Origin of the sequence: Bradyrhizobium sp. AZCC 1721 (assembly GCF_036924715.1) — a bacterium.
Lineage (GTDB): Bacteria > Pseudomonadota > Alphaproteobacteria > Rhizobiales > Xanthobacteraceae > Bradyrhizobium.
Window position 1 is genome coordinate 6,665,543 of sequence record NZ_JAZHSB010000001.1, and the last position, 12,786, is coordinate 6,678,328.

At 61.7% G+C, this 12,786-nt stretch carries 8 protein-coding genes; 3 read left to right on the forward strand and 5 right to left on the reverse strand.

What is annotated here, in order from left to right; genetic code table 11:
* Positions 1-96: 96 nt before the first annotated feature.
* On the reverse strand, positions 97-2,322 hold the full coding sequence (locus tag V1273_RS31840) for a CHASE2 domain-containing protein (RefSeq protein ID WP_334365314.1): 2,226 nt from the start codon (positions 2,320-2,322) through the stop codon (positions 97-99).
* An 89-nt stretch (positions 2,323-2,411) separates the two neighbouring features.
* A complete protein-coding gene (locus V1273_RS31845; RefSeq protein ID WP_334411900.1) occupies positions 2,412-7,070 on the reverse strand; it encodes a VCBS domain-containing protein in 4,659 nt (1,552 codons plus the stop codon).
* Between the two features lie 671 nt (positions 7,071-7,741).
* Here V1273_RS31845 and V1273_RS31850 point away from each other — a divergent pair.
* Genes V1273_RS31850 through V1273_RS31860 form a run of 3 tightly spaced genes read left to right on the forward strand, consistent with a single transcriptional unit; the run spans position 7,742 to position 10,974 of the window.
* Positions 7,742-8,545: a transglutaminase-like cysteine peptidase gene (locus V1273_RS31850; protein ID WP_334411901.1), complete on the forward strand. Its 804-nt coding sequence runs from the start codon at positions 7,742-7,744 to the stop codon at positions 8,543-8,545.
* On the forward strand, positions 8,542-8,772 hold the full coding sequence (locus V1273_RS31855; RefSeq protein WP_334411902.1) for a hypothetical protein: 231 nt from the start codon (positions 8,542-8,544) through the stop codon (positions 8,770-8,772). The genes V1273_RS31850 and V1273_RS31855 overlap by 4 nt, the downstream gene beginning before the upstream one ends.
* Positions 8,773-8,793: 21 nt before the next feature.
* Positions 8,794-10,974, forward strand: coding sequence for a PQQ-dependent dehydrogenase, methanol/ethanol family (locus V1273_RS31860; RefSeq protein ID WP_334411903.1), 2,181 nt, complete (start codon positions 8,794-8,796; stop codon positions 10,972-10,974).
* Between the two features lie 129 nt (positions 10,975-11,103).
* Here V1273_RS31860 and V1273_RS31865 read toward each other — a convergent pair whose 3' ends face one another.
* From V1273_RS31865 to V1273_RS31875, 3 genes are read right to left on the reverse strand one after another with little or no spacing between them, the layout of a single operon-like run.
* Positions 11,104-12,153, reverse strand: a complete 1,050-nt coding sequence (locus tag V1273_RS31865; protein ID WP_334411904.1) for an HD-GYP domain-containing protein — start codon at positions 12,151-12,153, stop codon at positions 11,104-11,106.
* 37 nt (positions 12,154-12,190) lie between these two features.
* Positions 12,191-12,487: a hypothetical protein gene (locus V1273_RS31870; protein ID WP_334412324.1), complete on the reverse strand. Its 297-nt coding sequence runs from the start codon at positions 12,485-12,487 to the stop codon at positions 12,191-12,193.
* The gene (locus tag V1273_RS31875; RefSeq protein WP_334365318.1) at positions 12,432-12,779 is read right to left on the reverse strand and encodes a PilZ domain-containing protein; all 348 of its coding nucleotides are present in this window, start codon (positions 12,777-12,779) and stop codon (positions 12,432-12,434) included. The genes V1273_RS31870 and V1273_RS31875 overlap by 56 nt, the downstream gene beginning before the upstream one ends.
* Between the last annotated feature and the right edge of the window lie 7 nt (positions 12,780-12,786).

Consider the following 12,786-nt stretch of genomic DNA (forward strand, 5'->3'; position numbering starts at 1 on the left):
ATCACGCGGTGTGGGCTCCTGCGTTCGCAGGGACGACAGATGAACGCTCTGCAGGATTGTATCGCTTCGCTCCACCATCCTACACTCTTCCGCGCGTCACTTCGTCAGCAGCGCGAAGGCGCCGTTCCAGTCTTCCGGTGGCGGATTTTCGAGATAGCCGCGGATGCGCGCTTCGTAGAGATTGTAGAGCAGCTCCAGCGCGTTTGCCTCGTCGGTCTTGCGGCCGCGGGCTATGACCGCCAGCGCGCCGTCCCAGTCGCGGTTGCGATAGCAGGCGAGCATCTCGATCGTCAGGTTGCGCAGGCGCTGGAAGCGGCCGGACTGCGCGGTGTCCTCGCGGCCAGCGATGGCGTAGATCACCTCCGGCTCCTTCTTGCCTTTCACCATGATGAAGTCGAGCTCGAGAATGGCGAACTTGTCCTTGACCGCGAGCGCGGTCTTGGAGCCGACAATGATAGGAAAACCATATTCCTTCGACTGCCCTTCGAGGCGCGAGGCGAGATTGACGCTGTCGCCGAACACCGAATAATCGAAGCGCTGGTCGGAACCCATGTTCCCGACCACGCAGACGCCGGTATTGAGCCCGATGCCGGCATTGAGCGGGATGAACGGACGTCCCTCTTGCTTGGCCTCCTGCTCGCGCGCCTGGTTGAGCTCGTCGACGCGGTCCAGCATGTCGAGCGCGGCTTCGCAGGCATTGAGCTCGTGGTCCTTGTCATCCAGCGGCGCATTCCAGAACGCCATGATGGCGTCGCCCATGTATTTGTCGATGGTGCCCTTGCGGTCGAGGATGGCGTTGGTCAACGGCGTCAGGAAACGGTTCATCAGCGCCGTGAGGCCCTGCGGGTCGTTCTTGTAGGTCTCCGAGATCGAGGTGAAGCCGCGCATGTCGGAGAACATGATGGTCATCTCGCGCTCCTCGCCGCCAAGCACCAGCTTTTCCGGCGACTGCGCGAGCTGTTCGACCAAGGCCGGCGACAGATACTGGCCGAAGGCGGAGCGGATTTGCCGCCGCTGCGCCTGCTCGCGCACGAAGCTCGCAAAGATCAGCGTCAGATAGATCGACGTGGTCGACATCAGGGGATAGGTGAAATCGATCAGCAGCCGATGCTGCGCGTAGAAATACACCGACGTTCCGATCAGGGCGGTGGCAAACGCCGCACCGAGGGCAACCAGCGTGACCGGTCCGAACAGCGGCGCAAACGCGATCACCAGAAGCCCGAACAGAAGCGCGGTCGCGAACTCGACGGCGATGCCGTAGATCGGCGTCGAGATCACCTCGCCGGTCAAGGTGGTCTCGAGCACCTGGGCGTGGATCTCCACACCGGGCATGGCGCGCGATACCGGAGTGGTCTTGATGTCATTGAGGCCGACCGCCGAGGTGCCGATCAGCACCAGCTTGCCCGCAATCATGTCGGGCGCGACATTTTTCTCCAGCACATTGATCGCGGGGACATAGATGGAGGCATCGTTGCGGGCATAATGAACCCAGATCTGGCCATTACGGTCGGTTGGAATCTGAAACCCCTTGACGCCGATGCTTTTGATGCCGGCCTTTTCGGCCTTGATCAGGATCGTGCCCGAACCGCTGGCGACCCGCAGCATCTCGAACGTGAGCGACGGCAAGGTCTGGCCCTGCGCCTGCATGATCATCGGCACTCGCCGGATGATGCCGTCGCGTTCGGGCTTGATCGTGAACAGGCCCCGCCCGGCGGCGGCGTGCTCCAGCACCGGCACGTTGCGCAACAGGCCGGGGAAATCGAACATGAAGCGCTGCGGCTCCTCGCCCAACATCGCAAGCCCCGTGACCGGCAGCGTCTTGTCGAGCGCCGTGACTTCCTCCGGCAGGCCGGATTCGCCGAGCACGACGCGAGAAGCCTTGATGGCGTCGGCAAAGACCTGGTCGTTGCTGGGCAGCGCGCGCAGCCTGGCGCGGGTTTCCTCGTCGAGATTGCGGAAAGTATCTGCCGCCAAGGCAGGGTTGAGACGGTCGGGCTCCGAAAACACCGCGTCGAACGCGATCACGACCGCGCCGAGCTGGGTCAGTTCGTTGATGAGGTCAGCAAGCCGGGTGCGCGGCCACGGCCACTGCCCGAGTTTTTCCTGGCTCTTCTCGTCGATATCGACGATGGTAACCGGCCTTGCCGTTTTCTTGCGCGGGTCGATGCGCTGGAAAGCGTCAAAAGTCCTGATACGAATTTCCTCGACCGGCGCCGGGTCGGCAATGCGCAGCCAGGCAAACCCGATCAGCAGCGCAAGGCACAGCAGCCGGGCGTAGCCGACGCGCCGCTTGAACCACCTCGGTAGAGCGCGGAGCTTCATGGCTTCGATTGTTGGCTAACTGACGGCGCCAGACAAGCCAGAAGATGGCATCGAAATCCCTGAGTTAGCACGGGTGGCGAAGCGCCATATTAGTGATGCGGCGACACGATGAAGTCGCTCGCATGGAGACCCGCGGTGGCAAGCCCCTTCAAGGTGATGGTGTCGCCAGTATCGAGCGTGATCAGCTTGTCATCGCCGCTGGTCGTCACATGGACTGGATTTGCAAGCCACGCAGTGATGTTCTCGGCGTTCACGAACTGGGCGAACGCACGGAGATCGATATGGTCCTCGCCGACCACGAAGTCCATAATCGTATCGGCACTCGGGTCGTCTTCCGGCGTGAAGACAAGCGTATCGGCATACCCGGTCGCAAAAATGACGTCCTTGCCGGACGTGCCGTTCAAGATCACTTCCGGGCCCGTTCCAGCGTGGTTGAAAATGAAATTGACCGTATCGGCGCCGCCAAAACTATCGGCAACCGTGAGCGTGACTATGTCGGTCTGCGGTTCGGCAGCGTCGTGCATGTAGGCGATACCGCTGTCCAGCATCGTGTTGATTTCCTCAAAATCAAGGTCGCTGCCATTTGCCGGCGTCACACTAGTTACCGGGCTGGCACCGGTCGTCGCTGACATCGCAAAGGTGGTGGATCCGGTAGCATCGACATCCGTGACGTAAAGGCCCGAAAAAGTCGTCGTTTCATCAACATCCTCTGTGACGACGCGATCGGTTCCGATCACGGGCGCATCGTTCGCTCCCTCCACTTCCACCGTCAGCGTCGCAGTGCCGGCAGCACCGTGCACATCGATGGTGTGCACCGCGAAGGTATCCGTATAACTGCCTGCCAGCAGCGCATCGATGGCGGCAGCATTGGGCACATAGACGTAGCTGCCGTCGGCGTGCACCGTGAGCCAACCGTAGAGGCCGGCGACCGCGGTGTTCACCGCACTGGATCCGTCGAGCGCAGCATAACGCAGCGAGGCGGTGTCGTCGCTGTCGCGGTCATTGCCATCCAGCGTGCCCGTAAGATCAGCGAAACTGTCACCGGCCGCGGTATCGGTGAGTTTGCCCGCGATTTCCGCAGTCAATGTCGGCGCGTCGTTGGCGCCGTTCACATCGACGGTGAGAATGGCGGTGCTGACGGTGCCGTGCACGTCGGACGTTTGCACCGTAAACATATCGGTATGGCTGCCTTCGTGTAGCGCGTTGATCGCGGCGGCATTGGCAACGTAGGTGTAGGTGCCGTCGACATTCACCGTGAGCGAACCGTAGAGGCCGGCGACCGCGGTGTTCACCGCACTGGATCCGTCGAGCGCAGCATAGCTCAGCGAGGCGGTCTCATCGTGATCGACATCGTGCCCGGTCAGCGTCCCCGCGAGATTGCCAAAACCGTCATTCGCCGCGCTGTCGGTGAGCTCGCCCGCGATCTCGGCGTCCAGCGTCGGCGCGTCATTGGAGCCGGTGATAGTGACGGTGACCGGCGTGGTGACAACGCCGCCATGATGGTCATTGACCTTGGCGGCGTAGGTCAGCGTCAGCGTTTCGCCATAAGCGAGGAAATCGAACTGGCTGTCGGCCACGTCATAGGACCAATTCACCGAACCATTGTTGGTGTTGCCGAGAACCGGTGTCAGCGTCAGGGCGACCCCGATGTCGTCTTGCTGCTGTGCGGTCAGCAGCAGATCGGTGGTGCCGTCCGCAGCCTTGTAGGTGTAGCCGGCGTATGACGCGGATACGTCCGGCCGGTCGCTGAGATCGAGATCGGCAAAGGTGATGCTGCCGCCGGCGTGGTCCATCGTGGCGCTGCCGGTGCCGGCCATTTCGGTAAAGGTGCCGTTGGTAGTGGTAACCACGGGGTCATCATTGGAGCCGTTGACGGTAATGACCACGTCTTTGGTGGTGACGCCGCCGTGGTGGTCGTCAACCTGCACCGTGTAGGTGAGCGTGATGGCCTCGCCGTCAGCGAGATAGTCGAAATAATGATCCGGGGCCGAGAAGGTCCAGTTCTGGGAACCGGTCGCGCCGCCCGTGGAATCGGTCAACGCGCCCAGCCAAAGCCAGCCGAACTGGGTGTTGTAGTCGATTAGATCCGTCTGGGTGCCGGTTGCGACCACATTGGTAATCGTGACGGCATGCGTATCGGTCCAGTCGACATCGGTGAATGTGATCGCGCCGTTGGCGTGATCCGGCGTCGCCGAGCCAGAGGTGTCGGCGATCTCCAAAATTGCTGCGGATTGTGGACTGCTGGCGATGACGGCCGTATCGTTAGCGCCGGTCACGGTCACGGTGAGCGGCGTGTTGATGATCCCGCCGTGACCGTCATTGACGGTCGCGGTGTAGGTCAGCGTCAGGACTTCGCCATCTGCGAGAAAATCGAACGCGCTATCGGCGACGCTGTAGGTCCAGCTCGCCGAACCGTTGTTTGTATTGCCGGCCGCCTGCGCTACCGTCAGCGCCGCATCGACCGCGTCGAGTTGCCCGGCCGTGAGCGTGAGACTGGCGTCGGCTGCGCTCTGATAGGTGTAGGAAGCAAAGGCGGCGCTCGCCACCGGACGATCGGTCAGGTCGACGTCGGTGAAGCTGATGGTGCCCGATACCGTATGAAGCGCCGGGGATCCGGTCGGATTCGGCTGGCTGGGATTCACCAGCTCGGGGAACCCAGCGTTCGTCACCTCGATGGTCGGAATGTCGTTGGTACCGGAGACGGCGACATCCGCGCCGTCGATCGAGACCGTGATCGACGTCGTAATGACGCCGCCATGGCCGTCATCGACCTGGGCGACGTAGTTGAGCACCAGCGTCTCGCCCTTGGCGATAAAATCGAACTTGTTATCCTCGATGCTGTAGGTCCAGCTTGCCGTGCCGTTGTTGCTGTTTCCGGGAGCCTGCACCACGCCGAGCGGCACCTCGACGGCCAGGATCGCCGCCAACTGTTCCGGCGTCAGCGTCGCGGTGATGTCGTTGCCCGCTGCGTCGTAGTAGCGGAACGGATCGGTCGTGGAGATCGCCACGCTGACGACGGGACGGTCGGTCAGGTCGACATCGCCGAAGGTAACGGTGCCGGACACGGTATCGATCGTCGTATTGCCGGTGCCGATCCGCTCCGTAATCTCGCCCCCGATCGCGGAGATCGTCGGCTTGTCGTTGGTGCCGGTGATGACGATCGTAAACGGCACAAACGTCGTCTCGTTGTTCGGCGCAAAATTGTTGTCGACCCGCGCCATGTAGGTCAGCTTCAGCGTCTCGCCGGTGGCGAGGAAGTCGAACGCGCCGTCGGCGATGTTGTAGGTCCAGGTCGCCGTACCGATGTTCTTGCCGTTGGGATCCTGCACCACGGACAGCGGCACTTCGACCGCCTTGATCGCAGCCAGTTGCTGCGCCGTCAGCGTGGTGGTGACATCGGCGCCCTGCGCGTCCTGATAGACGAAGGAAGAAAACTGCGTACTGACGCTCGGAGTGTCGCCGACGTTGACGTCGATATAGTTGACGATACCCGAGATGCTGTCGAGCGCGGAGCTCGCGGTCACATCGATTCGTTCGGTAGCCGCGCCGCCGAACGCCTCGGCCCGCGGCGGCCCCGGAATATGTACGAGCCTGGGGGGCGGCCCCGGATCCACGGGGGGAGTAGCCCCGCTCGGGATGTTGAGTAGCTGAAGCGTCACGGGAATGAACTCCCCGCCGGTCAGCTTGACGAACAATGTTTCCGGAACGATCGAATCGGTAAAATTGGTAGTGAGCTTGGTGTTCGGATTGTTCAGGTCGGTGAACTTCAGCGAGAACACGTCGCTGATGATCTTCTGCGCGTCGGGCGATAGCTGCACCGACGATTGAAAGCTGACCGTGCCCTGGCCGCTGACAATCGTCTGCGTGCCGGCCCGGTTGACGGTCGCGATCGGCGTCAGCGTGGTCTTGTCGAACAGGATGTAGGAGCCGGTGGTGCCGTCGGGCTCGACCAGCACCTGGAATTTCGCCGGCGGCGCGATACCCGAGCCGGGCACTTCGAAGTCGATCTCGACCAGCACAGCGGTGCCGCGGATGCCCATGGTCGCGACCGGGGTGTCGACCTTCATGTCGCCTTTCTTGGCGGTGGCGCCGGCGACGAACGAGATCGTGCCCTGCACCAGGCTAAGCAGCGATTTGTTGTCCGACCCGTTGGGGTCGTAGACCATTTCGTTCAGCACCATCCTGGCATTCGATGCGAGACCGAACACGCTGCCGTCGATGAAGGTGATACCAAGTGTCGAATCGGAGCCGGACTGGACGACGTCGCCTTTATGGACGGTTTCGCCCTGGTTCAGGATAATCGAGACGCCGTTGCGGATCGCGGTCGCATTGCCCGTCAGCTTGGTGACATGCCCGATCACAGGTGGCGCGACGCTGGCGCTGCCGTCAGCTTGCGCGAACTTGGTGTGCCCGCTCAGCGCGTTGACGATGTCGCCGGTAAGATGGGCGCCATCGGGCGAGGCCAGCGCAGCGCGCTTCTCGCCCTTGAAGTAATCGCGCAGCACGAGCTCGCGGTCGCCGCTGCTGAGGATCAGATCGATGCCCGATCGCTTGAAGTCGCCGCTGAAGAGCAGATCAGCATCAGAAATAATTATGGCGTCGGACGGTGCATGTGTCGAAACTTTGTCGACATTGAACTTGCCGGAAGACGGAAGATGGCCGTGCGATGACAGCAGAGACCCAGAGCCAATATCCGCGCCGGAAAAAGGGTCGAGGGCGCCCGATCCGAATTTGCCGGCGTAGTTCAATGGAACACCAATCTAAATGGTTAAGAAGTATGAAATTTCCCTGCGGGGTTTTCATACCACGCAGGTAAGGAACACAAAAGCAGGCATGCCGCGAATACCCTCGATATGGGGTATGTCGGCAACAGGACCGAAAAGGTCCGGAAAAAGTGTCCGGCGAAAGTGTGGCAAGGAAAAGGCCGGAACTTACTCGGGCTGATCGAAAAATGGGCACGGCCTGCCACGGCATAAAGATAAGCAGTCATAATCATTTATCTCTGCCGCAGCGCAGCGAATGCCGCTTCCTAGTCACCTTAAGACTGATCACCTCGCGGATCCATTCGAAGCCGTCATCGCCTTCAAGGCGTCCGGGACAGGTTGCAATCGTGCACCGAGCGATCCCGTGGGTAAGGTTAATTCGGTGAGCTGTGACCCTTCCGCAACCGTAAACTTTTGCGCCGTGTCCGCCTCCTGTCTCGGATAGCCAAGCGGCCCCGATGAGCGCCGATCTGAGTGGATCGATAAAATCCTCTGCAAACCGGCAAGGCCGCGTTCACGCTCCTTCGCAAACTTCCGATAGGCCTCCCCTCGTTTTAAACGGATCAAAAGCGCCGTTGCCCATCCTGCCCGTTCTGAAATGATCCGGGTACGAGCAGGCAGAGCAAGCCCGCCGATGCCCGGACAAGGGGTGTCAGATGGGGTTGTCAGTCTACGCGCGCGCATGGCGCGCGGGCATCGTCGCGTGCGGCCTGGCCTGGTTCGGGCCTGTCGACCTGCGCGCGGAGACGGGCGAGCCATCCGCGCCGGTGGAGATGATCCAGCGGTCGGCCGAGCCGTTCGGACTTGCCGCATCTTCCCTCACCAGCGGCGGACTGCGCGACAAATGGCTTGGCGTGCAGCGCCGGCTCGACGACGAAATGGTGCAGCTTGCGCTCTGCGAAGGTGACCGTGACGGCTGCGTGTCTCCGGCCGCGCTGAAATTCCTCGACATTGTCGACGCCGCGCGCTTGCGCGAAGGCCGCGCGCGGCTCGGCGAAATCAACCGCGCCGTCAATCTCGCCATCCGGCCGATGAGCGATCTCGCCGAGCACGGCCAGATCGACGTCTGGACGCCACCGCTCGCAACGCTCGCGCGCGGCGGCGGCGACTGCGAGGATTATGCGATCGCGAAATTCATGGCCTTGCGCCGCGCCGGCCTCGCGCCCGACGATCTCAGGATCGTGGTACTGCACGATACCATCCGCGGCGAGGACCATGCGGTGGCTGCCGCGCGGCTGGAGGGGCGCTGGTTGACGCTCGATAACCGCCGCATGGCGATGGTCGAGGACGTCGACGTTAGAAACTTTCAGCCGACATTCGTGATCGGTCAGCACGGCGTGATGCGATATGCCGATGCTCCGCTGCTCGCCGACGCCTCGGGCAATAAGCTTGCGGCTCCGCTTGTCTTGAGCTCTCTGGCCGCTCCGCCGACCGGTCATTCGAACGTGCCAATGGAATGACCGCGCGCAATTGTTGCGCGGCGACGGCGGGCAACAATCTGCTTTCCTTATCTGATCTTTCCTGCCTTACGGCCAATGGTGCGCTGCAGCCGGTATGCCAGCTTGCACTCGTTCGGCGAAAGCGCTCGCGCAAAACATGCGAGACAAATTTTCTCTTTTTCGTTTCGCGCATCGCGTTGATTGACGCGATCCTTCTCACCGGCATAGCATTCCATCAGATCCGCTAGAGATCACTGGGAGGGAATGAGATGACACGTTTGCCGCGCGTTGATTCCGATTGCCTTTTATTTCCTGAAATTGCCGTTACTTCCCGTCGGCCGGCGCGCCTTGCGCAGGCCGTGATCGCAATCGGGCTGGGCCTGACGCTGGGCTGCAGCTCCGCCCTTGCGCAGACACCCGCCAAGGGATCGCCCGAGCACATCAAGGCGGTTACCTCGGCGGTCGACGGCGCATCGATCAAGGCCAACACCGCGACCTCGAGCGACTGGCCGACCATCGGCCTCGACTATGCCGAGACGCGCTTTTCCAAGCTCAACCAGATCAACGCCGACAACGTGAAGAAGCTCGGGCTGGTGTGGAGCTATCCGCTGGAATCCTCCCGCGGCGTCGAGGCGACGCCGGTCGTTGTCGACGGCGTCATGTATCAGACCGCGTCCTGGAGCGTGGTGCACGCCATCGATGCCCGCACCGGCAAGCGGCTCTGGACGTACGATCCGAAGGTCGATCGCACAAAGGGCTACAAAGGCTGCTGCGACGTGGTCAATCGCGGCGTCGCGCTCTGGAAAGGCAAGGTGTTCGTCGGCGCCTATGACGGGCGGCTGATCGCGCTCGATGCCGTCACCGGCAAAGTGGTCTGGGAAAAGGACACGCTGATCGACAAGGAGCATTCCTACACCATCACCGGCGCGCCGCGCGTGTTCAACGGCAAGGTCGTGATCGGCAATGGCGGCGCGGAATACGGCGCCCGCGGCTACGTCGCCGCTTACGACGCCGAAACCGGCAATCAGGCCTGGCGCTGGTTCACGGTACCGGGCGATCCGTCAAAACCGTTCGAAGATGAATCAATGGCGGCTGCCGCCAAGACCTGGGACCCCGCCGGTAAATACTGGATCAACGGCGGCGGCGGAACGGCGTGGGATACCATCACCTTCGATCCGGACCTCAACCTCGTCTATATCGGCACCGGCAACGGCTCACCGTGGAATCGGGATGTGCGCAGCCCATCCGGCGGCGACAACCTCTATCTGGCCTCGCTGGTCGCGCTGAACGCCGACACCGGAAAATACGTCTGGCACTATCAGGAGACGCCCGGCGACCACTGGGACTACACCTCCACCCAGCCGATGATCCTCGCCGACCTCACCATCGATGGCACGCCGCGCAAGGTGATCCTGCACGCGCCGAAGAACGGCTTCTTCTTCGTCGTCGACCGCACCAACGGCAAGTTCATCTCGGCCAAGAACTTCGTTGATGTGAACTGGGCGACCGGCTACGACGCCAACGGCCGGCCGATCGAGGTGAAGGAGGCGCGCGGGAGGGAACAGTATGACAGCATCCCGGGCCCGTACGGCGCCCATAACTGGCATCCGATGTCGTTCAATCCGCAGACCGGGCTCGTCTATCTGCCGGCGCAGAACATTCCGGTGAACCTGACGCCGGAAACGGCGTTCAAGCACAACGCGCAGGAGCCCGGCAAATTCGCTTCTGCGGCGGGCTGGAACCTTGGCTTCATGCTCAACGCGACGCCGCCGAAGAGCGCGCCGTTCGGCCGCCTGCTCGCGTGGGATCCGGTGAAGCAGAAGGAAGCCTGGCGCGCGGAATATGTAGCGCCGTGGAACGGCGGCACGCTCACCACCGCGGGCAACCTCGTTTTCCAGGGCACGGCGGACGGCCGCTTCATCGCCTACAACGCCACGACGGGCGAAAAGCTCTGGGAGGCGCCGGTCGGTACCGGCGTGGTTGCGGCCGCCTCGACCTATCTGGTCGACGGCAAGCAGTATGTCTCAATCGCGGTCGGCTGGGGCGGCGTGTTCGGAATTGCCGCCCGCGCCACCGAACTGCAGAGCCCTGGCACGGTCTATACCTTCGCGATCGATGGCAAAGCGCCACCGCCGGCCTTCGTGAAGTACCAGACCGAAGGCCTGCTCGCCGGCGTCAAGTACGATCCGAAGGACGTTCCAGAAGGCACTGCGCTCTATGTCACCGCCTGCGCGCAATGCCACGGCGTGCCCGGCGTCGACAAGGGCGGCAATGTCAGGAACCTCGGCTACGTTTCCAAGGAGACCATCGAGAACCTGAAGAACTTCGTGTTCAAGGGCCCGTTCCACGATCAGGGCATGCCTGACTTCACCGGCAAGCTGACCGAAGCCGACGTGGTGAAGATCCAGGCCTTTATCCAAGGCACCGCGGACGCGATAAGGCCGAAGTGACGACGACAGACCGGGGCGCGCGCCAGCGCGAACCCGGGATCTCGAGATTCTCAGATGCGCAGTTGCGCATCTGAGGTCCGGTTCTTCAGACCATCCGGAATGACGGGATGGATTGCTTTTTCGCTGGGGCTACCTGCTCAGTGCGACCTCCTTGAACGCCGCCACGAGGGCCCGTTCCAACTTTCCCTGCATCCTGGACAGAATGCCGTATGCCTCCGCCCGGGGCATGGTGGGCTTGTAGTGCCGATGCTCAATCAGCGCGGCGAAGATATCGGAAATGGTCAGCACGCGAACGATATCGGGGATACTCTCGGCACAGAGCGCATCCGGATATCCGCTGCCATCGAGATACTCGTGATGATGCCGGACAGCATCCAGGATCTCGGCGGAAATACCTGTCTGGGCTTTGAGAAAATCGTATCCAGCCACCGGATGGCTCTCGATAAGTGCGCGCTCCTCGGCGTCCAGCCGTCCGGGCTTGTCCAGGATCGCCAGCGGGATGGTTGCTTTGCCGATATCATGAAACATGGCGGCAGAGTGCAGCCGCTCAAGATCGGTTCTCCGCAGTCCCAGGCTGAGCCCAAAGTCAATGGCCACGCCGGTTACGAGGAGGCAGTGCTGGTAGGTCCCCTCGTGATGGCGCCGCACCGTCGTGAGCCATTCAGTGAGCCCGCGCTCTGTGATGCGATCGGCGATTTTCTTGCCAGCTTCTTTCGTCCCGATCACATCTATCGGCTCGCCCAACGACGCCGCGGTGAACATCGATCCAATGGCGGCAGCCGCGACCTCAACCGCGTTGTCTTGCTGCGGCGCCCCGGGTGGAGAGGCGCGTTCCGGGTCGGCCGGATCGGCTAATGCAGCGAGCAATTTGGACTGGTTGATTGTGCTCGGTACAACGAGCGTCGCTCCCAGCGCATAGGCCTGCGAGATGCAGACGTGAGATGGTTCTTCGACAAGGAATATACGCTTTGGGACCTTGGCCATGCGGACACTCCTCTTCTTGAGCGCCGCGATGTTTCTGACGACACGTAGATCGGCGCAGACAACCACCGCGTGAGGCGCCTGCGAGAGATTTGCGTCGACGTCGAGCCGTTCCGCTGCTATGCGAACTCTGCGGTCAAGAATGCCGCAAAGGTCGGACAACTTGGCGGCATCATCCGCCAGAACATGCACAAACATCAGGGCCGTCTCCGTTGAGCGACTTACTTGCGCGTCTTCAGGCCCAAAACGAACCCCGATCCTCAGGGGGCTCGTTCAACCATATCAGCGCCTCCCGCAATTCCAGGAACACGACTCGCTCTTTTGCGGTTGATGATACCTCTCCGCCGGAGAGGTAGAGAAGGAAGCCCTTACCCTCGTCATGAAACAGAGCTTCCTTGGCCTCAAAAACTGCGAGGGAGGGGACTTCGATGAAGGAGATCGTTCGCGAAGAGACTAGCTGCATGTGAGATCGCTGGTCATCCAAGGTCCAGCCCTGCAATACTGACTTGATGCGCACCAGCAAGACGATCATTCTTGCCCGAGTGCCCTTTCCCCTTCTCCGTGCGGAATCGAACGCCTGCCTGTGCCCCGTTGACCCAAACCAACTCGCACCGGCGAAACGCCATACCGGTGGAGGACAGAACCAGGAAAAATTCCTGTGTCTTGAGTACGTCGGTAGAGCCCTCCACCTCAAGCTTGGCGCCGCTAGCAGAAACGTCGAGAAGAGTGCAACTTCGTCGCCATGTCCCATCGACACCCATGATGTTAACGAGATGCTTGCATTCAAAGTGAACGCGGGCTGCCTTTCGATTATTCCACCTCATTGCAATC

What these genes read in the sequence shown, in the direction of transcription:
- V1273_RS31850 (WP_334411901.1), top strand. Translation starts at nt 7,742, where the DNA reads ATGGGGTTGTCAGTCTACGCGCGCGCATGGCGCGCGGGCATCGTCGCG.
- V1273_RS31855 (WP_334411902.1), top strand. Translation starts at nt 8,542, where the DNA reads ATGACCGCGCGCAATTGTTGCGCGGCGACGGCGGGCAACAATCTGCTT.
- V1273_RS31875 (WP_334365318.1), bottom strand. Translation starts at nt 12,779, where the DNA reads ATGAGGTGGAATAATCGAAAGGCAGCCCGCGTTCACTTTGAATGCAAG.
- V1273_RS31865 (WP_334411904.1), bottom strand. Translation starts at nt 12,153, where the DNA reads ATGTTTGTGCATGTTCTGGCGGATGATGCCGCCAAGTTGTCCGACCTT.
- V1273_RS31860 (WP_334411903.1), top strand. Translation starts at nt 8,794, where the DNA reads ATGACACGTTTGCCGCGCGTTGATTCCGATTGCCTTTTATTTCCTGAA.
- V1273_RS31840 (WP_334365314.1), bottom strand. Translation starts at nt 2,322, where the DNA reads ATGAAGCTCCGCGCTCTACCGAGGTGGTTCAAGCGGCGCGTCGGCTAC.
- V1273_RS31870 (WP_334412324.1), bottom strand. Translation starts at nt 12,487, where the DNA reads ATGATCGTCTTGCTGGTGCGCATCAAGTCAGTATTGCAGGGCTGGACC.